Genomic DNA, 21,609 nt, shown 5'->3' with positions numbered 1-21,609 from the left:
GGTTAGGTTACAGCGGGCCGCGGAAGTTGTCAACGGCTCCCCGCGGGATGCTGCGCGGCGAGCTGCACATACCCCTCGATGAGGTGAATCACCACCGGGTTGTGGGTGTGGACCCCGTGCGCCTCCCCGCTGGCGCCCTCCTCAATGAAATGGGCGATCACGGCGGCCTCCCCATCGCGGGCGAGCAGGAAGGCGCGCTGACCCTCGGCGGCGATGGCGGGCAGGCCGCTCAGGGAAGCGCGGTGCAAGTCCACCCCACGGGGGGTGAGGCGCTCCAAACGCTCTCCCAGGGGGAGGTCGCCCGCCATATAGACGCTGCGCCGGGCGTTCAGGGTCAGGTCCTCGCACAGGCTGCGAATCGCCGCCTCGCCGTAGAGGTGGTAGACGGCCTCGGGCGCGGGGTCGGGCGCCAGGCGCGAGAGGTCGCGGTCGAGGGCTCCCAGCCGGTCGTCGAAGGAGCGGCGGGCCCGGGCGAGATACTCGCGGGCGCTCAGCGGCGCGTATTCCAGCGGGTTTTGCCCCACCCGCGCCGCCAGCCCCCGGCCCTCCAGGCGCTCCAGCGTCTCGTAGATCTTGGGGCGGGGAATGCCGGCCTGCCGCGCCACCCGGGCGGGGACGGCGCGCCCGAGGGCCAGCAGGGCGGTGTAAGCGCGCGCCTCGTACTCGGTCAGGCCCAGCGCTTGCAGGTGAATCACGGCACTCATGTCGTCCCAGCATACGGGAAAAGCCGTGCCAGCACGCCCGGCCCAGGGGAAGGCCACGCGGCCTCCTCCACCCACCACCCGTGCGAAGGACACCACATTCTTCTTTCTAAAGCACTTTAGAATTCTGTGCAGAAAGGCGGCGGGTCGTCCCTTCCCACCCGCCGCCGGAAAAGAGGTTCCGATGCGTTTCCCGATCCTGCTGACCACCCTGGCCCTGGCCGCCGGGCTGAACGCCCAAGCCGCCCAGACCACCCCTCCGACCCTGACGGGGGGCGTGCTCAAGATCGCCATGGAGGGCACCTATCCGCCCTTCACCTTCAAGGACGAGCGGGGGCAGCTCACGGGCTTCGACGTGGACGTTGCCAAGGCCGTCGCCGCCAGGCTCGGGTTGAAGCCCCAGTTCGTGCTGACGGAGTGGAGCGGTATCCTGGGCGGGCTCCAGGCGAACAAGTACGACGTGATCGTGAACCAGGTGGGGATCACGCCCGAGCGGCAGAAGACCATCGGGCTGAGCCAGCCGTACGCCTACAGCAGCCCGCAGATCATCGTGCGAAAGAGCGGGAGCTTCAGCCCCAAGACGCTGGCCGACCTGAAGGGCAAGCGCGTCGGCGTGGGGCTGGGCAGCAACTTCGAGCAGCAATTGCGCGCGGCGGGCGGCATCAACGTCGTGACCTACCCCGGCGCCCCCGAGTACCTGGCGGACCTGGCGGCGGGACGCCTCGACGCCGCGTACAATGACCGCCTGCTCGTCGGCTACCTCATCACGAAGAATAATCTGCCCATCCGGGGCGCGGGCGTGGTCGGACAGCCCGAACCCGTCGGGATCGCCTTCAAGAAGACGAACACCGCGCTGGGGAGCGCCATCAACCGCGCGCTGGCGCAGATCAAGGCCGACGGCACCTATGCCAAGATCAGCCGCAAGTGGTTCGGGGCGGACGTGAGCAAGCCCTGAACGGAGGGGTGACGACTCGGGGGAAGCAGGGGGGTAGCCTCCTCTTCCCCTTCGTTCTGGCCCTTCGCCTTGATCCCGCCCGCCGAGTTCACCCCCAGCCGGAGAACGCCCATGACCACCGAGCAGTTGCAACAGATTCTTCAGAGTGCCTGGGGCGCCCTGCCCACCCTGCTCGCGGCGGCGCCCATCACCATCGGGTACGCGCTGGCGGCGATGCTGTTGGGGCTCCCGCTGGCCCTGCTCGTCGCGCTGGCGCGGCTCTCGGGCGTGGCTCCCCTGCGGACACTCAGCAGCGTCTACGTCTCTTTTATTCGCGGGACGCCGCTGCTGGTGCAGATCTTCATGGTGTACTACGGCCTGCCCTCCTTCGGGGTGACGCTCAGCCCGCTGGTCGGCGGGGTGCTCGCCCTCACCCTGAATGCCGCCGCCTACCTCTCGGAGACGATCCGCGCCGCGATCCTCAGCGTGCCGCGGGGGCAGCGGGAGGCGGCGCTTAGCCTGGGCCTGACCCCGCGGCAGACCCTGCGGCTGATCGTGCTGCCCCAGGCGGCGCGGGTGGCCCTGCCCAGCCTGGGCAACACCCTGATCGGGCTGGTCAAGGACACCTCGCTGGTTTCAGTCATCACGGTGGTCGAGCTGCTGCGCAGCGCCCAACTGGTAATCGCGCGGACCTTCGAGCCGTTCGGGCCGTACCTGGCCGCTGCACTGATCTACTGGCTGATCAGCAGCCTGCTGGAACTCGTGCAGCGCAGGCTGGAGGGGCGGCTGGCGCGCCGGGGATAACCCGGTGCAGGAGAAAGGCAGAGGAAAGCCCCAGCGCAATGCCGGGGCTCTTCCTCTGCCCTCTCTCCCTTCCCCCTTCAGATCGTGCAGCTCAGCGCCGGGAGGCCCGCCACCGCGCGCCGCACCGTCCTCGCGATCTCGCAGCTCAGGGTGGCGGCGCTGCGGTGACGCTCGTACGTGGCGCTCGTGACCCTCACCGTCACGGTTCCCCCGGCCCCCGACGCACTCACGATCAGGGGCGTGGCGGGCGGACCCGCCTGCGCGGCCCAGGTGTAGGCAGGCAGCAGCGCCGGGAGGTCGAGCAGCAGCGCCGCTTCCCGGGAGGAGCGAGCGCCGCCGATCTGGCGCACGGGGGCGGGCTCCCCCGCCAGGGGCCAGTCGGCGGGCTCACCCTCGAACAGATACCCCAGGGCTGCCGCACGGTCGTGGTCACAGCCCGTGAGCGGCGCCCCCGGGCCGCACGGGCGCACGTAGAGGGTGCCGCCCTGGAGAGCCATGCTCGTGTTGCCCCCGGGCGTGGGCGTGAGCGGAGGCCAAGTCTCGCCCCCGGCCCGCGTCCCTGCGGCGGAGCCAGGGTTCCGGGGAGGCAACAGGGAGAGTTCGGTGTGCATTGTGAAGAGCGTACTTAATCGACTCTACATTCTTCTTACAGCCCTGCCCGCGTGACCACAAAAGCAAAAACCCCGGCTACGCCGAGGTCTTGTCTGGTGGGCGGTATAGGATTTGAACCTACGACCCTTCGCGTGTGAAGCGAATGCTCTACCGCTGAGCTAACCGCCCGTGTCGCGGCCCCGTTCCACTTGCACGGCTGGGGCTTGGTGGTGGGCCCTGCCGGATTTGAACCGGCAACCAATCGGTTATGAGCCGACTGCTCTGACCGTTGAGCTAAGAGCCCGGGCCGTGAGCGAGGGGAAGTGTAGCAGCGGGGGTGGGGGTTGTCAAACGGGCGTAGAGTACGGGCCATGCGTGCCGTGCATGTCGGTTCCGAAGTGTTTCCCTTCTCGCGTTCGGGGGGGCTGGGTGACGTGCTGGCGGCCCTCCCGGCGGTGCAGGCGCGGCTGGGCGTGGACGTGACGGTGGTGTCGCCCTGGTACGCCTCGCTGGCGGGCACGCCGCGGGAGGTCTGGCGCGGCGACGTGTTCGGCGTGGGCGCGGTGCGTGTCGGCGAGCTGCGGGAGGGCGGCGTGCGCTTCCTGTTCGTGGGCCTGGCCGAGTTTGACCGCCCCGGGCTCTACCACCCCGACGACGTGGAGCGGTTCTGCGCCTTCGGGCGGGCGGTTCTTCCCGTGTTGCAGGCCCTGAACGTCCGGCCCGACCTGCTGCACGGCCACGACTGGCAGGCGGGTCTGCCCCTGGCGCACGCCCACCTCAGCGGGTGGCGCACGGCCTTTACCATCCACAACCTCCAGTACCAGGGGCGCTGGAATCTGGCCGAGGCGCGCGGGTGGACGGGCCTCCCCGACTGGGCGTTCGGACCGGAGGGGGTGGAGTTCTTCGGCGACCTCAACCTGATGAAGGCGGGGCTGGTGTTTGCCGACCACGTGACCACCGTGAGCCCCACCTACGCCCGCGAGATCACGACGCCCCAGTACGGCGAGGGCCTGGACGGCCTGCTCGTCCGGCTGACGCTGGAAGGAAGGCTCAGCGGCATCCTGAACGGGCTGGACCAGGAACGCTGGGACCCGCGCACCGACCCCGACATCCACCCCTATGTCGGCGCTGAAGGAAAGGCGGCCAACGGGGACGTGCTGCGGGCCGAGTTCGGGCTGGACGACGCGCCCATCCTGGGGGTCGTGAGCCGCCTTGCCGAGCAGAAGGGGATGGACCTCCTGATCGAGGCGCTGCCGGACCTCGTGGCCGATTGGAACGTGGTCGTGCTGGGGGGCGGCGATCCCCTCCTGACGGCGGCGCTGACGGGGTGGGCGCAGAACCCGCGGGTGGCCTTTGTCGGCGGCCTGAACGAGGGGCTCGCGCACCGCATCTACGCGGGGGCGGACGCCTTCGCCATGCCGAGCCGCTTCGAGCCCTGCGGCCTGTCACAGATGATCGCCATGCGCTACGGCACCCTCCCCGTCGTGCGCGAGACGGGCGGGCTGGTGGACACCGTGCCGCACGACGTGGGCTTCCGCTTCGCCGGGGAGACGCCGGGGGACCTGGCCGCCGCCTGCCGGGAGGCGCGGTTCGCCTTCGACGACCGGACCGAGTGGCGGGCGCGGGTCGAGCGCGGCATGGCCCTCGACTTCAGTTGGGAAAGTCCGGCGAGACATTACCTCGCGCTGTACGAACGGCTGACGGGGATCAGCGCAGAAAGTCCAGCAGCGCGGCGTTGAAGGCCCCCGGCGCGTCCAGGTTCGAGAGGTGGGCGGCGCCGGGGATGACCCGCAGCGTGCCGCGCCCCGCGTCGGCGATCTCCCGGGCGAACTCCGGCGGCGTGATCTCGTCCCGCTCGCCCACGAGGACGAGGAGGGGGATATTCAGCTCCCGCAGCACGTCCCGTCCCTCCGGTCGGTTCGCCATCGCGCGCAACGCCCCGGCGATGCCTTCCGGTGTCGCGACCTCGATCATGGGCCGCACCCGCTGGAAGGTGGCGGGGGAGTGCTCCTTCTCGGCGGCCTCGATGATGAAGCCCTTTCCCTCGGCGAGCACCCGGTCGGCCTGTTCGCGGCGGTCCCTGGCCTTTTCGGGGGGATCGGCGCGCAGGGTGGTGTCGGCCAGGACGACGCGGGCGAAGCGTTCCGGCGCCTGCCGGAGCAGTTCCAGCACGAGGTAACCGCCCATGCTCAGGCCGACGGCGGCGATCGGCTCCCCCGGTAGCGTCCCCAGCAGGTCCCGCGCCGCGTCCGCGAGGGAGCCCATGGCGCCCTCCTCCCCCCCGAAGCCTGGCAGGCTGGGGGTGAGGACAGCCAGGCCCGCCTCCTCCAGCGCGGCCCTCTGGTCCCGCCACATGTCGGCGGAGAGGGGGTAGGCGTGGAGCAGGAGTACGGTGCGGGGGCGGCGCTCGGGGGTCATGGGTTCAGGCTAGGCGGGGAAGAACAGGGCTGGCCTTGAGCTTCGCTTGATAGGCTCGCCCCATGCCGGTGACCGTCTCCCCCGCCCCACCTGCCGACCTGCCGCCCGTATTCGCCGCGCTGTACGGTGCCCCCGAGGAGGCGGTGGCCTGGATGGCCGAGGTGCTGACCGGGGCGTGGGTCGCGCGGAATTCGGCGGGCGAGGTGGTGGGCGCGGTCGGCCTGCGCCCCAGCCCGGCGCACGGGGCGGAACTCGTGGGCGGGGCGCTGCCCGGGCCGGAGCATGGGGAGGCCGCGACCGCCCTGGCGCTGGCCGCCCGGCAGGAGGCGGGGCGCGCGTACGCCTTCGCGGAGGGGGCCTTGTTTCCGGCGGGGGCGCTGGAGGCGGCCGGTTACCACGAGGTCGCCGCCTACCGCCTCCTCGCTGGACCCACACCCGGGGCCGAGGCCGACGTGCCGGAGGGCCTCCGCCTCCTGCCCCTCGCGGACGTGCCCGACCCCGCCACCCGGCTGGACGCCCTCGCCACGTACGAGGACCGCGTCGGCCACCACGCCGTCAGCCCCGAGGCGGCGGCGGACGGGGCGGGGGGCTTCGACCCACACCTCAGCCTGATCGCGCTCGACGCGGGGGGGCGCGCCGCCGGGATCTGCCGCGCCGCGCCCGAGGAGGGGTACGCCCGCATCGACGCGCCCGGTGTTCGGCCCGACCTGCGGTCCACCGGCCTGCGCGCCGCCCTGCTGCTCGGCGTCTGCGCCCTCGCGCGCGGTCGTAGCCTGGACCACGTCAGCGTGGAGAGCTGGGGCGACACGCCGGGGGAACTCGCCGCCGACCTCGGGCTGGGGCTGGGCGTGGAGATCGAGAACCCGATCTACGCGGCGGGGTGACGGGCCTCCCCTTATGCTGGACCCCGTGAAGACCCTGGGCGTGCTGGGCGGCATGAGCTGGACGAGCACGGCGGAGTACTACCGCCTGCTGAACGAGGGAGTCGCCGAGCGGCGCGGCGGCCTGCACTCCGCGCCGTTGCTGCTGCACAGCCTCGACTTCGCGGAGGTCGCGCGACTCCAGCGCGAGGACCGCTGGGAGGAGGCGGGGGAACGGCTCGCAGACGCCGCCCGGGGCCTGGAACGCGCCGGGGCGGGCGCCCTGCTGCTGGCGACGAACACCATGCACAAGGTCGCCGATCAGATCGAGGCGGCGACGGGCATCCCCCTCCTGCACATCGCGGACGCCACCGGGCAGAGCATCCGCGCGGCGGGCCTCACGCGGGTGGGGCTGCTGGCGACGGCCTTCACAATGGAGCAGACCTTCTACCGGGAGCGCCTAGGGCGCTGGGGCGTGGAGGTCGTCGTGCCCGCTGCGGCGGCCCGCGCCGAGGTTCACCGCATCATCTTCGACGAGCTCTGCCGCAACACTGTCCGGGAGGACTCGCGCGCCATCTACCGCCGCGTCATGGAGGAACTCGTCGGCGAGGGCGCCCAGGGCATCATCCTCGGCTGCACGGAGATTACGCTGCTTGTCGGCCCGGGGGACGCGAGTGTCCCCGTGTTCGACACGACCCGCCTTCACGTGGGGGCGGCGCTGGACTGGCTGCTCGACGGGGGAAGGAGGCCCCTCCCGCGCTAGCATCCCAGGCGTGAACCTCGCGGTCGTCCTCGTCTCTCCCAAAACGCCGGGCAACATCGGGGCGGCGGCCCGCGCGATGCTGAATATGGGGGCGCATGACCTGCGGATCGTGGCGCCACGCTGCGACCCCCTCGACAGCCAGGCCCTGGCGATGGCCGTCCACGCGGCGGACCTGTTGCGCTCGGCGCGGATCTACCCCACCCTGCGCGAGGCGCTCGCCGACCGGGACGTGAGCGTGGGCACCTCCGCCTGGATTCGCGCCGACCTCCCCCCGCCGCGCCACCCCTCTCAGGTCCGCCCGCTCGTCCGCGCGGCCTCGGCCCCCGCCCTCGTCTTCGGGCCGGAGGAGACGGGACTGGTCAATTCGGACCTGGAACAATGCCAGGTGACGGTCCGCGTGCCGACCGGCGACTACGCCAGCCTCAACCTCGCGCAGGCGGTGCTGCTCGTGTGTTACGAGTTCCTCCAGGCGCAGGACGAGGCGCCCAGCTCCGAGCGCAAGACCGCCACCCGCGAGGAGATGGAGGCGCTGTACGGGCACCTCCACGAGACGATGGAACTCATCGGCTACACCGACGCCGTGCGTGCCCGGCATACCCTGCGGCTGTGGCGCGCGATGCTCGACCGGGCGCTGATGAGCAGCGCGGAGAGCCGCCTCTTCCGGGGCTTCCTGCGCCAGGTGCGGTGGAAGGTGGAGGACGCGGCGAGGAGGGGGACGGTGGAGGGCCGGGGCGGGAGCTCAGAGGACGCCTCCGAGTAGCAGATGCTACTTCTGGCTCCGGGCCTTCCTCTGGAGCAGCCCGGCCAGCAGCCACAGCAGCAGCGAAAGCCCCACGGGCACGAAGACAGCCCCCCAGTTCCCGCCGATATCCTCCCAACTGACGACAAACCACCCGAGGGAGATCAGGAGCATCGGCCCGCCGAAGGCCAGCAGCACGATCAGCGCTATCCCCCGCAACGCCCGGCTCCACAGCAGGAGAGGATCGCCCATGCCCCAGGGTATCTGGCGATTCCCCGCGAACGGTCCTCCCCGGGACTGCGGGACCCCAGGTTTCCCCGGCCCATCCTCAGTCCACACCCCGCCGAACATAGGTCGCGGTCAGGAACGGCGTGAACGTCTCCTGGCCGGGCAACCTGTTCTCGATGGTGTACCTGTACCGGTCCCCCTGCCAGGCGAAGCGGTGGCGCGCCTCCCCCCGGGGGGTACTCTTGCCCACCGTCAACGTCTCGCCCTCCCAGCCGCCCCGGGCCGGTTCGAGCGGCGGAAAACCGAAGGTGTCGAAGGCGTAATACAGCACGTCCCCCTGCCCCGGGTCCACGGTGAAAAACCCGCGCAGGCTCAGGCCGGGCTGGCCCCGGCGCTCCTGCTGGTAGTGCTGCACCAGGAGGATGTCCCCCAGGTCGGGGGCGAAGGTGACGTGGCCGGTCGCCGTGCCCGCCTCGGCCCAGGGGGAGGGGGACAGGGTTTCCTCGCCCCGCCAGGTGCCGTGGAACCGGGCCAGCAGGGCGCGTCGCCGGGTCAATTCCGCGTGTTCGAGCATGGGGGCTCCTCCCGCCGCTGACCCGCAGCATAGCGGCTGGCGCGGACTCCGGTTACGGTTCTCTGCCGCCCCCTCCCTAGACTGTCTCCCATGATGGACACTCCCGCCGCCCTGCCCTCGCCGCCGCCGCCCGCCCCGCGCGGGGTGCCGCTGTCGGACCGGGTGCAGCTCGTGCGGAACGTGCTGCCGCCGCTGATCGTGCTCGTGGTGGCGGTCGTCGAGTACACCATCGCGCGGCTCCCCGACCCCCGCGCGGAGGTCTGGGCGCACCTGCTGTTCTACGGTTTGGTCGGCCCGGCAGTCACCTTTTTCAGCGTGGAGTGGATCGCGGAGGGCACCCGCGCCCGCGAGCGCGCCGAGCGGGAACTGCGCGAGACCTACGCCCAGCTCAGCGCCTCGCACGAGCGGCTGCGGGCGGTGCAGGAACTCATGCGCGACCTGACGGACGCCCCCGACATGGGCGCGGTCGTCGAGGTGGCCGCGCGGGGGGCGGTGCGGGCGACGGGCGCGGCCCACGCCACCCTGACCGTGCCCGGCGGCCTGAGCAGTTCCGCGACCGGTGAGCCTCCAGCCGCCGCCACCTCCGAGCTGTACCCCCTGCGGGTGGGCATTCCCGGCGGTGGCGCCCTCGCCCTGCACTTCCCGACGCCGCCAACCCCGGAGACCGAGGCGCTCGCCCAGGCCCTCGCCGCCGAGGTGGTGACCGGGGTGGAGGCCGCGCGGCAGCGCACCCTGGACCTGATGACGCTCTATTCGGTGGACCAGTCCATCCGCGCCGAGCGCAACATGCGCCGGTTGCTCGCCCGGGTGACGCGCAACATGGCCGAGCGGGTGCGGGCGGGGGCGCGGGCCGCGTACCTCAGCGACCAGGACGGCGTGCTGCGGCTGGAGTACGCCGGGCAGGCGGGCGGCGAGAGCGGCAGCAGCGGCGCCCTGGCCCCACCCTTCGTGGCCCGGGTGGCGCAGGCGGGCACGCCCCTGGTGGCGAGTGCCGAGGAGGCCGCCGAGGTGTTTCCGGGCGCGGCCTCCGCCGTGGGCTTTCCCATGCGCGACGAGGAGGGGCTGGTCGGCGTCCTCGTGCTGGGGGACGCCCGGCCCGGCGCCTTCGAGGAGGCCCGGCTGCCCCTGCTCGCGCTGCTGGCCTCGCAGGCCGCGCTGGGAGTCCGCAATGCCCGCGCCTACCTGTACTCCGAGGAGCTGGCGATCAGCGACGAGCGCGCCCGCATCGCCCGCGAGATCCACGACGGGGTGGCGCAGTCCCTCGCCTTTTGCGCCCTGAAGCTCGACGTGGTCGCCCGGCAACTCCACACCGACCCCGACAGGGCCGAGGAGGAGGTTCGCGCCGCCACGGGGCTGCTGCGCGAACAGATCCGCGAGGTGCGGCGCTCGATCTTCGCCCTGCGGCCCATCGACCTGGAACGGTACGGCCTGCTGGAGACGGTGCGGCGCTACGTCGAGGACTTCGGGCAACAGAACGGCGTCCGCACGGTCCTCAACGTCTCCGGCGACATTCACCTCGCGCCGGGGGACGAGGCGGTCGTCTTCCGTATCCTGCAGGAGAGCCTGAACAACGTCGCCAAGCATGCCCGCGCCCGCGAGGTCACCGTCACCCTCCACGGTGGCCGGAACGTCACCCTGCGCGTGCAGGACGACGGCGCGGGCTTCGACCCGGAGCAGGTTTCGGGCCGTGTCAGCAGCGCCGGGGGCCTGGGCCTGATGCAGATGCGCGAGCGCGTCGAGAGCCGGGGGGGGAGTTATAGGGTACTGAGCAGCCCCGGGCACGGCACGGTGGTGGAGGCGGAAATGCCGCAGGCGTAGGGGTCAGCCGAGGTCACACGGGTCAGGGAAAGGGGAATCTCGCGCATGGGACATCATCGGCGAAGTCCTCTTGATCAACGAGCCGCATCCCCTTGTCCGTGAGATCGACGGCGAGAGTCCAGCACGCCCGCATTACTTCACCGAAATGCAAGTCGACGTAGCCCAGGCCCTCCAACTCCCTCAACGCCAGCACATCGGGATGCGAGTCGAAATCCTCGGACTCGTCAATGTTCAAGTCGAAGGCTGCGCCGCTCCTATACCCTTTTCTCCAAAGCCTGACCAGCCAGCGCAAGTTCTCCAAGGCGCGCTCGGAGAGCAGTTCGCTCATATTGGCCTCCACGGGGTTCTCCTCCGATCCATTGAGCACAAAGGGCAATAATACGGGGGGAGTTACCGCGGGCTCATCAGCCCCGGGCGTGGGACCGTGGTGGAGGCGGGGATGCCGCAGGCGTGACGGGCGAATTCGACCTCACCCCGGAAGTTGTTCCACTGGTCTCAGGAGCTACGACAGGGGCGGCGACCCATACACCCGCTCCTGGGCGCGAGCTACCGCCCGGTTGTTCACGCGGCCCACGAACAGCACGGCCACCACGAGGGCCAGCCCGCCCGCCACCGCAAAGGTCTCACGCAAGCCCAGGGTCTGGCCGAGCACCCCTCCCAGGAACGCGCCGAGCGGGGCCGCACCGGCAACTATGAAGCGGTACGCCCCGCCCACCCGCCCGAGCAGTTCCGGCGGCACGAGCCGCTGGCGCAGCGTCACCTTCACGACCCCCGACAGACCCAGGTTGAGGCCGTCGAGCACCAACAGGGCGGCCAGCAGCGGCGGCGCGCGGAGGACGCTCAGGCCGAGGTACACGAGCCCCAGGACGAACACGGAGCCGAGCACGGTCCGCCCCGCCCCGAAGCGCCGTGAGACATACGGCGACAGCAGGCTGCCGAGGATGTGCCCCACAGCCCCAGCCGTGAGCAGCAGGCCGTAGCCGACCGGACCGACGCCGGGGAGAGCCGTCGCAAAGAGCACGAACAGCGCGAACACCGCCGCGTCGAGCAGCGTCGTGAGGGCCATCAGCAACGCGACCGAGCGCAGCAGCGCGTGCGACCACAGCCACCTCAGGCCGTCCGTCACCTCGCGCCACCACCGTTCGCGCGTCACACCTCGCGGTGCTGGGCGGCGGGGCAGGGTCGAGATCAGGGCCGTGCTCCCGAGAAAGCTCAGGGCATTGACGAGAAACGGCAGGCCGGGAAAGGCGGCGAACAGCAGCCCCCCGAGCGGTGGGCCGACGAACTCGTTGCTCGTCACGCTCGTGGCATACAGCGCGCCGTTGGCGTCCTCCAACTGCTCCTTCCCGACGAGCGACGGCACCAGGGTCTCGGCGGTCCCGTCTGCGAGCGTCTCCGCCGTGCCGAGGACGAAGGCGACCCCATACAGCAGGGCGACGTGGAGGTGCCCCGCAAAGATGGCGAGGGCGAGCAGGCCGAGCAGCACCCCACGCGCCGTGTGCGCGACCAAGAGCAGGGTGCGGCGGTCGAGACGGTCGATCAGGGCACCGAACGGGAGCGTGAACACCAGGCCGGGCAGCGCGGCGAAGGCCGAGAGGCTGGCGACAATGATGGGATCGCGGGAGATCGACGCGACGAGCAGCGGCAGCGCCGTTTTGCCAATGCCGTCGCCGATATTGGCGCTCGTGCTCGCCAGCCACAGCCGCCGGAAGGTCGGTCCCGCCCGCCACACCCTCATGGCTGAAGGCTACCGTGTCGCCCCTGAGGACGTCCTCTCATTCAGTCTCCGCCCTCCTGGCACCTCCAAAACGAAGGGGAGCAGGCGTTCATGCCTGCCCCCGCCGAGGGCTGTTGTCAGCGCGCCCCGACCGCCACCCCAGCCGCCCGCAGCTTCTGCTGCCAGAGGTCCCACTCGGCCCGCTCGGTCGCTAGGGTCACCTTGCCCAGGTCGCGGTTGTTCGCGCAGCGGCTGCCGTTCAGCGTGCAGTGCGGAAGCCACATCGGGTTGTTGTTCTCGCGCCCGTCCGCACCCACCCGCGTCCAGCCCGAGACGTTGTCGCGCAGAACGTTCCGGCCGAAGGTCGCGGGCCTGAGGTTCGAGGCGCCGTTGATGTCCCACACGTACATGCCCACGTTCATGGCGGCGATGGGGCGGCCATCGGGGAGGCGACCGCTGCTCACCACCCGGTTCCCGTACGCCTCGATGCCCGAGCCGCCCGCGATGGCGATGCCGTAGTTCGTGGTGCTGACGATCTGGTTGCCCCACGCCCGCACGTACCCGTTGCCCAGCGGACTCTTCACCTTCCCGTCGCCCAGCATGATCCCGCCCCCCGAGTAGCCCTTCTGGGAGGCGGGATTCATGGGGTAGGCCCCCTGGATGTAGTTGTCGTGGATCAGGATGGGGCTCTGCGGCGTGCCGCTGCTGGCGTGGAGGTTGATGTTGTCCTCGACGGCGCTCTCACCGGGCCGGTTCACAACCTGATTCCAGGCGATCTCGGCGTTCGGGATGCCCTGCACGTCGTTGAACTGCACCATCTGGCGGCGGTCCACCCTCCCGCTGAAGCCCCGGACGCCGCCACTCTGGCGACCGTCGATGTTGGCAAAGGTGTTGCGCCGGATGCGAATGCCCTGCGCGCCCCGGCCCAGGAACTTGCGGACGTAGATGCCGCCGCGCACGAACGAGGAATTCTCGACGGTGAGGTTCTGAATCTCCTCGACCAGCACCGCGTGACCGGGGGCGCGGCCCGCAGCGTTGGGCGGCAGATTCTCCCCCTGGACATTCCGCAGCGTGAGGTTGACGCCGAAGCCCCTCACGAGGTCGCCGCGCCCCCTCAGCCGGGCGTTCTCAATCACGACGGGCTCGGAGGTCCTGATCGTCACGGCGGGCGTGCCGTCGCTGCTCGCCCAGTTGCCCGAGTAGACCCCGCCCCGGGTGATCGTGATGGGCGCGCGGTAGACCACCGGGCCGGAGGCGGGAGTCTGGGGGGCGGCAGGACGCGCGGCGGGACCCGGTGTGGCCGCGCGCCGCGCCGTGGGGCTGGACACCGGGGGCCGGGTGGCGGCGCGGGGTGCGGGGGAACTGTTCAGGGCGCAGCCCAGCACCTGGGGACTCACCCAGTCGGCGTGGTCCCCACCGTTGCCATCTCCGCCATCCGTCACGACCAGCCGCAGTTCCCCCGCGCCCGTCACCGGGACGATCACCGTTTTCGTGGCGCTCCGGCCCGTCATGGGGCCGCTGTCGTAGACCTTCGACTGGTCGGCGTAGACCTGGAAGACCACGCTGCCCCGGTCGCCCACCTCGTCGTCCACGCCGACGCGGGCCATGAAGAGGCGGCAACGGCCCCCCAGGGCGAACGACAGGCTGGACCCCGCGTGAACGCCGAGGCCGCGGGCGTAGACGCGGCCATTCAGCGTGAGCGCCCGGCCGTCGCCGGTGGCCCCTTCCCCGTTGCTGCGATTGCGCTCGGCCGGTCCCCGGGCATTCGTGGCCCGGAGGAACGGCTGCACGCTCAGGTCGCCGCGGCTCAGCGGCGTGTGCGTGGGCATTCTGCTGATGGCCGTGGACGGGGCGACCGCCACCGCACCCGGAAATAGACCCGGTACCAGGCCGAGCAAGGCTCCGACAGAGATGATGGAATAGCTTTTTGTCAGAACTTGGCGCATAGACTTCCCTCATCCCGGTCAGTGAGTGCACTGGGACCCCTGAATACTTAAGGCTGGCTTCAGATCAGCTCAGGGCACCTTCACGGCCCTCTGATCCAGACCACCGTAGTGCCTTCACCCCCCCTGCGGCTGTGCGGTTTACCGCATCCGGGCAAGGTGGGAAGCTCCACTCGATGCCGGAGAACTCGGGACTCATCCTTAACGTCAGCTCACAATTACGAGATCGCCCATGAGGGCGCCCGAAGAGTTGACGGCGGCGAGCCGGGTGAACGGCACAGCCTCGGTAGGAATATCCCGGACGCCCACGCCTGGCCTCGCCTGCTCATCGCCGTGAAGAGGGCGCCCAACGGCGAGGCTCTAAAAGTTTGTCACCCCGAGCAACGCGAAGGCTCTCGCCTGGAAATGCTCCGCATTCGCTCAGCATGACCAGGATTCTGCGCTCCGCCTTAATTCAGCGTCCGCTCCCCCGGCACCTCCAGCACGAAGGGCGGGATGGGCACCTGCGCCCGCTCGCCCCAGGCGTCCTGCATCACGTAATGGCCGCCCATTCGTCCCGGCGTGTCCTGCATGGTCACGAAGGAGTCGTAGACGAAGGTGCCGCCGGGCGGGATGACCGGCTGCTCACCGACCACACCCTCGCCGTCCACAACGGTCTCTCGGCCCCCGGCGTCCACGATGTCCCAGTGGCGGGCGAGGAGTTTCCAGGTCTCGCCCGAGTGGTTCTCGATGCGGATGACGTAGGTGAAGATGTGGCGCCCGGGCGCGGAGTGGGCCCGGAGGTAGGACACGTCCACGTGGACGCGCACATCCGGTGAAGGCTGGCTCATGCGGGCAGGATAAGGGGTTGGCGCCCCGGTTCCGTGCATCCGGGAACCCCGCCCGAAGGCTCTCCACCTCCGCCACCAACCGCTTCTGGCTTCTCGCCCCGCTTGGGTGCTGGCCGGGTCATCACCCGCCCCCGATTCAGCCGCGCGGCGTAGACTCGCCCGTGTGAGCGCCCCCACTGACCCGCAGATCAACCTCGACTTCCTGTTCGCCCTGCTGCGCCAGGCCGCCCCCAGCGGCTTCGAGCGCCGCGCCGCCGACGTGTGGAAGCAGGAGGCGAGCACCTTCGCCCGCGTTTCGGAAGATCACTACGGCAACGTGTACGCCGAACTGGGGCCCGAGGACGCCCCCGCCATCGCCCTGCAAGGCCACCTCGACGAGATCGGCCTGATCGTGAGCCACGTGGGGGACGAGGGTTTCCTGAGCGTCCTCGCCCTCGGGGGCTGGGACCCGCAGGTCCTCGTGGGGCAGCGGATTCGCCTCCTCACGCCGGGGGGGGACCTGATCGGCGTGGTCGGCAAAAAGGCGATTCACGTGATGGAGGCCGAGGAGCGCAAGGTCGCCAGCAAGATCGAGGACCTGTGGATCGACGTGGGCCTGGGCAAGGAGGAGGCGCAGGCGAGGATTCCGGTCGGCACCCCCGGCGTGATCGAGCAGGAGCCGCTGCTGGTGGGCGGGCGCATCGTCAGCCGGGCGCTCGACAACCGGGTGGGAGCCTTCATCGTGCTGGAGGCGCTGCGCGCCCTCGCGGGTGAGGAGTTGCGGCACCGGATCGTCGCCGTGGGCACGAGTCAGGAGGAGATCGGCCTGTTTGGGGCGCAGGTCAGCGGCCACCGGCTGAACCCCATCGCCGGGGTCGCCGTGGACGTGACCCACGAGACGAAGCAGCCCGGCGTCAGCGAGAAGAAGTACGGGGTGGTGCCCTTCGGCTCGGGGGCGAACCTCAGCGTGGGGCCCATGAACAGCCCGGTGATCCTGCGGCAGATGACGGCGGCGGCGCAGGCGGGGGGCATCCCCTACACCCTCAGCGCGAGCGGACGCCACACGGGCACGGACGCGGACGCCCTGACGCTCGTGCGCGGGGGCGTGCCCACGGCGGTCGTCAGCATCCCCAACCGCTACATGCACTCGCCCAGCGAGATGGTGGACGCGCGGGACGTGAGGGCGTGCATCGACATCATCGCGGCGTGGGTCAGGGGGCTGGGGGCGGAGCCGGACTTCACGCGCTGAGGAGGGGAGCCCTCACCCCGCTGCTTCGCAAGGAACCTCTCCCCCTGGTAGAGGGTTGGGTGAGGGGTCTTTTGTCACCAGCCCACCTCCCCGAGATTCGCACCACGCCGTCCCGGACCAGCCTGCGGAGGCCCGGTCACAAAAAGCGTCACCTTCTGGCGGGAATCTTAGGCCATAGGCCCTATTCATCCCGTTGCCAGCACAGTTTAGAGTGCCCTGATGGTAGCCACCTCTGCCCGCCGCCCCGCCGCGCTGGCGTTCATCCTGCTGACGGTCCTGCTCGACGTGATGGGCATCGGGCTGATCATTCCGGTGTTCCCGCTGCTCGTCACCGACCTGGCGCACTCGCCCACCGCCGGGGCGCAGATGGTCGGCGTGTTCACCGCCGTGTACGCCGTCATGCAGTTCATCTGCGCGCCGATCCTGGGGGCGCTCTCCGACCGCTATGGCCGCCGCCCGGTCATCCTCGCCAGCCTGACGGGGATGGGGCTGGACTACCTCCTGCTGACCGTGGCACCGAACCTGTGGTGGCTTTTCGTGGGCCGGGTGATCGCGGGCATGACGGGAGCGAGCATCACCGTGGCGAACGCCTACCTGGCGGACGTGACGCCGCCCGAGGGCCGCGCCCGCTCCTTCGGGCTGCTGGGGGCGACCTTCGGGGTGGGCTTCATCCTGGGTCCGGCGCTGGGCGGCGTGCTGGGGGACGTGAGCCTGCGGCTGCCCTTCCTGGTGGCGGCGGGGCTGGCGCTGCTGAACGCGCTGTACGGCTTCTTCGTGCTGCCCGAGTCGCTCTCGCCCGAGAACCGGGGGGCGCGTCCGGGGCGCGGCGTCCTCAACCCGCTCGCGCCGCTGGGGGCGCTGGCGCGTTATCCCCTGGTGCGGAACCTCGCCGCCGCCTTCGTGCTGATCGGCATGGCGCAGCAGGTCATCTTCACCACCTGGGTTCTCTTCACCGAGCGGGTGCTGGGGTGGACCCCCGCGCAGAACGGCGTCGCGCTGGCCGTGGTCGGTCTACTTTCGGTGGTGGTGCAGGCAGGGCTGGTCGGCACGGCGATGCGGGTGCTGGGGGAGCGGGGGGCGATCCTCACCGGGCTGCTGATCGGCGTCGTGCAGTACGTGCTGCTGGGCGCCGCGCGGTCGGGTGAAATGCTCTACGCCTCCATCGTGATCGGCTCGCTGGCGGGCATCGCGGGTCCGGCCATCCAGGGCCTGATCAGCCGAACGGTGGACCCCGGCGAGCAGGGGCGGGTGCAGGGGGCACTTACCAGCGTGAACAGCCTCGTCGCCATCGTCGGCCCGCTCCTCGCCACCACCGTCTTCGCCTACTTCACCCGGCCGGGCAACACGCTCCACGAGCCGGGCGCGGCCTTCTACATGGCGGCCCTCTTCAGCCTGCTGGGGACCGTGGTGGCGGGCGTGGTGCTGCGGCGGGCGGGGCGGCAGTATTGAGGCGCTACGCGGGCTGAGCCTCTCCCACCCCGGGCCGCGCATCCAATACACTTTCGGGCACCCCGGCCAGCGCCTCCCGCAGCACGTCCAGCCCCGCGCCCGGGCGGTGGCCCTGCTCGCTCAGCGTCCGCTTCCAGTGACGCGCGCCCGGCTGCCCCGCGAAGAGGCCGAGGGTATGTTTCATCATGCGGTTCAGGGGCTGGCCCTGTTCCAGTTGCCCGGCGACGTAAGGCAGGAACGCCTCGATAGCTTCACGGCGGGTGGGCGGCGTCACGTCTTCCCCAAACACGTCCCAGTCGGCGGTCGCCAGAATGTAGGGGTCCTGGTACGCCGCGCGCCCGATCATCACGCCGTCGGCCCAGCGCAGATGCTCGCGCGCCGCCTCCAGGGTCAGCACGCCACCGTTCAGCACGACCGTCAGGTGCGGGAAATCGGCCTTGAGCTGCCGCACGACCTCGTAGCGCAGCGGGGGAATCTCCCGGTTCTCCTTCGGCGACAGGCCCGAGAGCCACGCCTTGCGCCCGTGGACGATGAAGGTCTCGCACCCAGCCTGCGCCACCGTTCCCACGAAGCGCGTCAGGTGCTCGTAGCTGTCCAGATCGTCGATGCCGATGCGGTGCTTGACGGTGACGGGCAGCGTTGTGGCGCCCCGCATCGCCTCCACCGCTCGGGCCACCACGTCCGGCGTGCCCATCAGGCAGGCGCCGAACGAGCCGCTTTGCACCCGGTCGCTGGGGCAGCCGCAGTTGAGGTTCACCTCGTCGTAGCCCCAGTCCTGGGCGATGCGGGCACACTCGGCGAGCGCCGCCGGGTCGCTGCCGCCCAGTTGCAGGGCGACGGGATGCTCTGCCTTCCCGAAGCCGAGGTGCCGCTCGCGGTCGCCGTGCAGGATCGCCCCGGTCGTGACCATCTCGGTGTACAGCAGGGTGCGCCGGGTCAGGGTGCGGTGGAAGGCCCGGCAGTGCCGGTCGGTCCAGTCCATCATGGGCGCGACCGAGAGGGTGTGCGGGGGGCGGGCGGGGGCCGTCATCAGCCCGTCAGTGTACGGGAAGGCGGCGGGGGGAAAGGTGGCGGGAGGAGGGGGACAGGGTGAGCATCCGAACTTCTTGCGCTGGGGAAGCCACGGCTGAAAGAGCGTTTCGCGCCCCTCCCCCTTGAACGTCTGATATGAATTGCAAAACGGGCAAGCTGGGCGAGGCGGAGCGTATTGCTCGTCTGACACGAGGACGAGCTACGCTCGTCACCCCTCTCCCCAGCCCTCTCCCGCAAGGGGAGAGGGAGAAAAAGATCTATCCCACACGGTGCTTTCCGTGTTGCGGATCAAGCGTCGCCCGGCGAGAGGCTGGGACCCGCAGAGCTGCTGGCCGAGGGGGTGAACAGGCCCGACCCCCAGCGCGGTGGGTCAGCGAGACAGGCCATCTTGGAGACGCCGGAGCTGGTCACACGCCTCCTCCCCCGCCCACTGTGAGCCCGTGGCTTGCCGCCCCCCCCCGGGCCGCGCTACTAATGGCGGGACATGCGTGACGCCCTGTGGACCGCCCTGAAGACCGTGAACGACCCGGAACTGCACCGCGACCTGGTGTCGCTGGGCATGATCGAGCGCGCGGAGGTCGAGGGGGACGTGGCCCACGTCAAGGTGAACCTGACGACACCCGCCTGCCCGCTCAAGGGTCAGATTGAGGGGGATGTGCGCGCGGCGGTGCTCGCCGTGCCCGGCATCCGGGACGTGGCGGTGACCTTCGGGGCGATCGTGCGGCAGCCCGCCCAGCCCGCGCTGCCCGGGGTGAAGCACGTGATCCTCGTCGGCAGCGGCAAGGGCGGCGTGGGCAAGAGCAGCGTGGCGGTGAACCTCGCGGCGTCGCTCGCGCGGGACGGGGCGCGGGTCGGCCTGCTCGACGCCGACGTGTACGGCCCCAGCGTGGCGCACATGATGGGTCAGGGCGGGGCGCGCGTGACGGCCAACGCCGAGCGCAAGATGCAGCCCATCGAGGCGCACGGGGTCCGGTTCCTGAGCATGGCGAACCTCTCGCCCGCGGGGCAGGCGCTGGTGTGGCGCGGGCCGATGCTGCACTCGGCGATCCAGCAGTTCCTGAAGGACGCGGCCTGGGGCGACCTCGACTACCTGATCGTGGACCTGCCGCCGGGCACCGGGGACGTGCAGCTCTCGCTGACGCAGACGATCCACGTGACGGGGGCGGTGCTCGTGACCACGCCGCAGGACGTGGCGCTGATCGATGCGGCGCGGGCGCTGGATATGTTCCGCAAGGCCAGCGTGCCCGTGCTGGGGGTGGTGGAGAACATGAGTTACTTCGTGGCGCCCGACACCGGCCTCACCTACGACCTCTTCGGGCGGGGCGGCTCGCGCAAGCTGGGGGGCCTGCCGCTGCTGGGCGAGGTGCCCCTCGACGTGGTGACCCGTCAGGACGCCGACGCGGGCACCCCCGCCGTGCTCGCGCACCCCGAGTCGCCCGCCGCCCAGGCCCTGACGCAGATCGCGCGCAACCTCGCCGGGCGGGTCAGCGTGCAATCGCTCGCCCAGCTTCCCGAACAGCTCCCGGTGGTCTGAATGACGGCGCTGCCTTCCCCGGCTCCCGCCGCGGCACCTCCACCCGCCCCCGAGCGCACCAAACACCGCCTGCTGGAACTCCTCAAGCGGGGCGGCCCCCAGACGGTGCAGGACCTGGCCGTGGGGCTGGGGGTCAGCGTGCCGGGGGCGCGGCGGCATCTCATTGACCTTCAGGAACAGGGGCTGATCGAGGCGCGCACCGAGCGGCCCGGCGGGCGCGGGCGGCCCCAGCACGTCTTCGGTCTCACCGACCGGGGCGAGGCGGCCTTTCCCAAGACGTACTCGACCCTATGCGTGGACGTGCTGCGGCACGTGCAGGAACTCTTCGGCGAGGGGGCGGTGCTTCAGGTCCTCGACGCCCGCAGCGCGGAGCTGGCGCAGCGGCTGCGGGACGACCTTCCCGACACCCTTCCCCTGGAGGAGCGCGTGCGGCGGCTCTCGGAGTGGCTGACGGGCGCGGGCTTCGACGCCGTGGTAGAGCCCGGTGAGGACGGCGCGTGGTATGTGGTCGAGCGCAACTGTCCCAACCTGACTGTCGCCCGGCAGTACCCACAACTGTGCCGCAGCGAACTGGGCATGTTCGTCGGGGTGCTGGGGGTGCCCGTCACGCGCGAGACACGCATCGCCTGCGGGCAGGGCAGTTGCCGCTACCGGATCGGGCCTTGAGCACCACGTTCCCGCCCTCCCCGCCGCTGTACAGCCTGGTCGCGTGGCCGCCCGAGGCGCTCGACACCTGGCTGCGGCGGACCCAGGAGCGGCTGAACGTGCGCGCCTTCGGGGTGCCGCACCTGAACCTGCGTGCCCCCTTCCAGACCGACCTGAGGACCCCCGAACTCGTCGCCGCCTTCCGCGAGGTGCTGCGCGGCGAGGGGCCTTTCGAGGTCCGAGTGAAGGGCTGGAAGCGCGTGCCACACGTCATCTTTCTGGAATGCGAGCTGGACGCCCGGTTGGCGAACCTGCACGCCCGGGCGCTGAGCGTGGGGCCGTCCAGCCGCGCCCCGCACGACGGCGAGCGGTACATCCCGCACCTCACCCTCGCGCTGGGCCTGCTGCCCTGGGCCGAGGACGAGGTGTGGGAGCAGGTGCGGGACCTGATGCCCCCCGTTCAAGCCTTTACCGTTAATGTCCTGAGCCTCACCCGCGAGGAACGCGGCGAGGTGCAGGAGCTGCACACCTTTCCGCTGGACGGGGGGCAGGCGGGGGAACGGGCGGTGGTGGGGACGGGCGAAGCGCACTTCTAGGGTGAAAGCGGCAGCGGGGATGTCGGCCTGAGCCGCTGCTCCAAAACCCTTTTCCTTCAGGCACTGGGGGACATCCGTGACCTCCATGAGGAAAAATTGCGTGTCATGCGTACAGGACGTCAAAAAGCCCCTCCCCCTCGAGGGGGGAGGCCGGGTGGGGGTGAGCGGGCAGGGCATCCGAGGCGGTGAGGAGGTGAGACAGGCC

General features: G+C 70.8%; 22 protein-coding genes and 2 tRNA genes. 12 read left to right on the top strand and 12 right to left on the bottom strand.

Going from position 1 to position 21,609, the window contains the following annotated elements:
- Nucleotides 1–29: 29 nt before the first annotated feature.
- Complete coding sequence (locus tag DAERI_RS08505) at nt 30–704, bottom strand: TrmB family transcriptional regulator (protein WP_103129160.1); 675 nt, start codon at nt 702–704, stop codon at nt 30–32.
- Between the two features lie 181 nt (nt 705–885).
- Between DAERI_RS08505 and DAERI_RS08500 the strand changes: the two genes are divergently transcribed.
- Complete coding sequence (locus tag DAERI_RS08500) at nt 886–1,656, top strand: transporter substrate-binding domain-containing protein (RefSeq protein ID WP_103129009.1); 771 nt, start codon at nt 886–888, stop codon at nt 1,654–1,656.
- Between the two features lie 111 nt (nt 1,657–1,767).
- A complete protein-coding gene (locus DAERI_RS08495) occupies nt 1,768–2,439 on the top strand; it encodes an amino acid ABC transporter permease (protein WP_103129008.1) in 672 nt (223 codons plus the stop codon).
- Between the two features lie 77 nt (nt 2,440–2,516).
- Here DAERI_RS08495 and DAERI_RS08490 read toward each other — a convergent pair whose 3' ends face one another.
- The 3 genes from DAERI_RS08490 to DAERI_RS08480 all read right to left on the bottom strand — a co-directional run bounded on the left by DAERI_RS08490 (nt 2,517) and on the right by DAERI_RS08480 (nt 3,334).
- On the bottom strand, nt 2,517–2,936 hold the full coding sequence (locus DAERI_RS08490) for a hypothetical protein (RefSeq protein ID WP_133161993.1): 420 nt from the start codon (nt 2,934–2,936) through the stop codon (nt 2,517–2,519).
- A 208-nt stretch (nt 2,937–3,144) separates the two neighbouring features.
- Nucleotides 3,145–3,219, bottom strand: a tRNA-Val gene (locus tag DAERI_RS08485).
- A 39-nt stretch (nt 3,220–3,258) separates the two neighbouring features.
- A tRNA-Ile gene (locus tag DAERI_RS08480) sits at nt 3,259–3,334 on the bottom strand.
- Between the two features lie 67 nt (nt 3,335–3,401).
- On the opposite strand from DAERI_RS08480, the gene DAERI_RS08475 reads away from it, so the two are divergent.
- Entirely contained in the window at nt 3,402–4,769 is a 1,368-nt protein-coding gene (locus tag DAERI_RS08475; protein WP_103129006.1) for a glycogen synthase, read from the top strand.
- Here DAERI_RS08475 and DAERI_RS08470 read toward each other — a convergent pair.
- Nucleotides 4,738–5,448, bottom strand: coding sequence for an alpha/beta fold hydrolase (locus tag DAERI_RS08470; RefSeq protein WP_103129005.1), 711 nt, complete (start codon nt 5,446–5,448; stop codon nt 4,738–4,740). The two genes, DAERI_RS08475 and DAERI_RS08470, sit on opposite strands and share 32 nt — an antisense overlap.
- Before the next feature lie 62 nt (nt 5,449–5,510).
- On the opposite strand from DAERI_RS08470, the gene DAERI_RS08465 reads away from it, so the two are divergent.
- The 3 genes from DAERI_RS08465 to DAERI_RS08455 are packed head-to-tail and all read left to right on the top strand — an operon-like array spanning nt 5,511 to nt 7,831.
- A complete protein-coding gene (locus DAERI_RS08465; RefSeq protein WP_103129004.1) occupies nt 5,511–6,332 on the top strand; it encodes a hypothetical protein in 822 nt (273 codons plus the stop codon).
- 25 nt (nt 6,333–6,357) lie between these two features.
- On the top strand, nt 6,358–7,071 hold the full coding sequence (locus DAERI_RS08460; RefSeq protein ID WP_103129159.1) for an aspartate/glutamate racemase family protein: 714 nt from the start codon (nt 6,358–6,360) through the stop codon (nt 7,069–7,071).
- 10 nt (nt 7,072–7,081) lie between these two features.
- The gene (locus tag DAERI_RS08455) at nt 7,082–7,831 is read left to right on the top strand and encodes an RNA methyltransferase (RefSeq protein WP_165794131.1); all 750 of its coding nucleotides are present in this window, start codon (nt 7,082–7,084) and stop codon (nt 7,829–7,831) included.
- 6 nt (nt 7,832–7,837) lie between these two features.
- On the opposite strand, the gene DAERI_RS08450 is transcribed toward DAERI_RS08455, so the two are convergent.
- Nucleotides 7,838–8,062 (bottom strand): hypothetical protein, encoded by a 225-nt coding sequence (locus DAERI_RS08450; protein WP_103129003.1) that lies wholly within the window; start codon nt 8,060–8,062, stop codon nt 7,838–7,840.
- Between the two features lie 76 nt (nt 8,063–8,138).
- The gene (locus DAERI_RS08445; protein WP_103129002.1) at nt 8,139–8,612 is read right to left on the bottom strand and encodes a DUF1579 family protein; all 474 of its coding nucleotides are present in this window, start codon (nt 8,610–8,612) and stop codon (nt 8,139–8,141) included.
- Nucleotides 8,613–8,702: 90 nt separating this feature from the next.
- On the opposite strand from DAERI_RS08445, the gene DAERI_RS08440 reads away from it, so the two are divergent.
- Nucleotides 8,703–10,430, top strand: coding sequence for a sensor histidine kinase (locus DAERI_RS08440; RefSeq protein ID WP_103129001.1), 1,728 nt, complete (start codon nt 8,703–8,705; stop codon nt 10,428–10,430).
- Between the two features lie 22 nt (nt 10,431–10,452).
- Here the strand turns inward: DAERI_RS08440 and DAERI_RS08435 are convergent, their stop codons facing one another.
- The 4 genes from DAERI_RS08435 to apaG form a co-directional block, all read right to left on the bottom strand.
- A complete protein-coding gene (locus DAERI_RS08435; RefSeq protein WP_133161992.1) occupies nt 10,453–10,758 on the bottom strand; it encodes a hypothetical protein in 306 nt (101 codons plus the stop codon).
- 174 nt (nt 10,759–10,932) lie between these two features.
- Nucleotides 10,933–12,168, bottom strand: a complete 1,236-nt coding sequence (locus DAERI_RS08430) for an MFS transporter (protein WP_103128999.1) — start codon at nt 12,166–12,168, stop codon at nt 10,933–10,935.
- A gap of 116 nt (nt 12,169–12,284) precedes the next feature.
- Nucleotides 12,285–13,976 (bottom strand): NPCBM/NEW2 domain-containing protein, encoded by a 1,692-nt coding sequence (locus DAERI_RS08425; RefSeq protein ID WP_235610310.1) that lies wholly within the window; start codon nt 13,974–13,976, stop codon nt 12,285–12,287.
- A gap of 563 nt (nt 13,977–14,539) precedes the next feature.
- Entirely contained in the window at nt 14,540–14,920 is a 381-nt protein-coding gene (apaG, locus tag DAERI_RS08420; RefSeq protein ID WP_103128998.1) for a Co2+/Mg2+ efflux facilitator ApaG/CorD, read from the bottom strand.
- A 163-nt stretch (nt 14,921–15,083) separates the two neighbouring features.
- On the opposite strand from apaG, the gene DAERI_RS08415 reads away from it, so the two are divergent.
- Together DAERI_RS08415 and DAERI_RS08410 are read left to right on the top strand one after the other, a co-directional pair.
- Nucleotides 15,084–16,148 carry a M42 family metallopeptidase gene (locus DAERI_RS08415; protein WP_103128997.1) on the top strand — a complete coding sequence of 355 codons (1,065 nt, stop codon included), beginning with the start codon at nt 15,084–15,086 and terminating at the stop codon, nt 16,146–16,148.
- A 219-nt stretch (nt 16,149–16,367) separates the two neighbouring features.
- Entirely contained in the window at nt 16,368–17,597 is a 1,230-nt protein-coding gene (locus DAERI_RS08410; RefSeq protein ID WP_103128996.1) for a TCR/Tet family MFS transporter, read from the top strand.
- A gap of 4 nt (nt 17,598–17,601) precedes the next feature.
- Here the strand turns inward: DAERI_RS08410 and dusA are convergent, their stop codons facing one another.
- Nucleotides 17,602–18,627 carry a tRNA dihydrouridine(20/20a) synthase DusA gene (gene dusA / locus DAERI_RS08405; RefSeq protein WP_103128995.1) on the bottom strand — a complete coding sequence of 342 codons (1,026 nt, stop codon included), beginning with the start codon at nt 18,625–18,627 and terminating at the stop codon, nt 17,602–17,604.
- A 486-nt stretch (nt 18,628–19,113) separates the two neighbouring features.
- Here dusA and DAERI_RS08400 point away from each other — a divergent pair, with 486 nt between their 5' ends.
- The 3 genes from DAERI_RS08400 to DAERI_RS08390 are packed head-to-tail and all read left to right on the top strand — an operon-like array spanning nt 19,114 to nt 21,404.
- Nucleotides 19,114–20,163 carry an Mrp/NBP35 family ATP-binding protein gene (locus DAERI_RS08400; RefSeq protein WP_103128994.1) on the top strand — a complete coding sequence of 350 codons (1,050 nt, stop codon included), beginning with the start codon at nt 19,114–19,116 and terminating at the stop codon, nt 20,161–20,163.
- Nucleotides 20,164–20,829, top strand: a complete 666-nt coding sequence (locus DAERI_RS08395) for a helix-turn-helix transcriptional regulator (RefSeq protein WP_103128993.1) — start codon at nt 20,164–20,166, stop codon at nt 20,827–20,829.
- A complete protein-coding gene (locus tag DAERI_RS08390; RefSeq protein WP_103128992.1) occupies nt 20,826–21,404 on the top strand; it encodes a 2'-5' RNA ligase family protein in 579 nt (192 codons plus the stop codon). The genes DAERI_RS08395 and DAERI_RS08390 overlap by 4 nt, the downstream gene beginning before the upstream one ends.
- Nucleotides 21,405–21,609: the final 205 nt, after the last annotated feature.

The organism is Deinococcus aerius (assembly GCF_002897375.1).
In the GTDB taxonomy this organism is placed as follows: Bacteria; Deinococcota; Deinococci; order Deinococcales; family Deinococcaceae; genus Deinococcus; species Deinococcus aerius.
The sequence above is the reverse complement of the archived record's forward strand: the minus strand, read 5'-3'. Positions and strand labels throughout refer to the sequence as shown.

Coding starts and splice junctions, on each gene's coding strand:
- DAERI_RS08505 (WP_103129160.1), bottom strand. CDS start 704: ATGAGTGCCGTGATTCACCTGCAAGCGCTGGGCCTGACCGAGTACGAG.
- DAERI_RS08500 (WP_103129009.1), top strand. CDS start 886: ATGCGTTTCCCGATCCTGCTGACCACCCTGGCCCTGGCCGCCGGGCTG.
- DAERI_RS08495 (WP_103129008.1), top strand. CDS start 1,768: ATGACCACCGAGCAGTTGCAACAGATTCTTCAGAGTGCCTGGGGCGCC.
- DAERI_RS08490 (WP_133161993.1), bottom strand. CDS start 2,936: ATGGCTCTCCAGGGCGGCACCCTCTACGTGCGCCCGTGCGGCCCGGGG.
- DAERI_RS08475 (WP_103129006.1), top strand. CDS start 3,402: ATGCGTGCCGTGCATGTCGGTTCCGAAGTGTTTCCCTTCTCGCGTTCG.
- DAERI_RS08470 (WP_103129005.1), bottom strand. CDS start 5,448: ATGACCCCCGAGCGCCGCCCCCGCACCGTACTCCTGCTCCACGCCTAC.
- DAERI_RS08465 (WP_103129004.1), top strand. CDS start 5,511: ATGCCGGTGACCGTCTCCCCCGCCCCACCTGCCGACCTGCCGCCCGTA.
- DAERI_RS08450 (WP_103129003.1), bottom strand. CDS start 8,062: ATGGGCGATCCTCTCCTGCTGTGGAGCCGGGCGTTGCGGGGGATAGCG.
- DAERI_RS08445 (WP_103129002.1), bottom strand. CDS start 8,612: ATGCTCGAACACGCGGAATTGACCCGGCGACGCGCCCTGCTGGCCCGG.
- DAERI_RS08440 (WP_103129001.1), top strand. CDS start 8,703: ATGATGGACACTCCCGCCGCCCTGCCCTCGCCGCCGCCGCCCGCCCCG.
- DAERI_RS08435 (WP_133161992.1), bottom strand. CDS start 10,758: ATGAGCGAACTGCTCTCCGAGCGCGCCTTGGAGAACTTGCGCTGGCTG.
- DAERI_RS08430 (WP_103128999.1), bottom strand. CDS start 12,168: ATGAGGGTGTGGCGGGCGGGACCGACCTTCCGGCGGCTGTGGCTGGCG.
- DAERI_RS08425 (WP_235610310.1), bottom strand. CDS start 13,976: ATGCCCACGCACACGCCGCTGAGCCGCGGCGACCTGAGCGTGCAGCCG.
- apaG (WP_103128998.1), bottom strand. CDS start 14,920: ATGAGCCAGCCTTCACCGGATGTGCGCGTCCACGTGGACGTGTCCTAC.
- DAERI_RS08410 (WP_103128996.1), top strand. CDS start 16,368: ATGGTAGCCACCTCTGCCCGCCGCCCCGCCGCGCTGGCGTTCATCCTG.
- dusA (WP_103128995.1), bottom strand. CDS start 18,627: ATGACGGCCCCCGCCCGCCCCCCGCACACCCTCTCGGTCGCGCCCATG.
- DAERI_RS08400 (WP_103128994.1), top strand. CDS start 19,114: ATGCGTGACGCCCTGTGGACCGCCCTGAAGACCGTGAACGACCCGGAA.
- DAERI_RS08395 (WP_103128993.1), top strand. CDS start 20,164: ATGACGGCGCTGCCTTCCCCGGCTCCCGCCGCGGCACCTCCACCCGCC.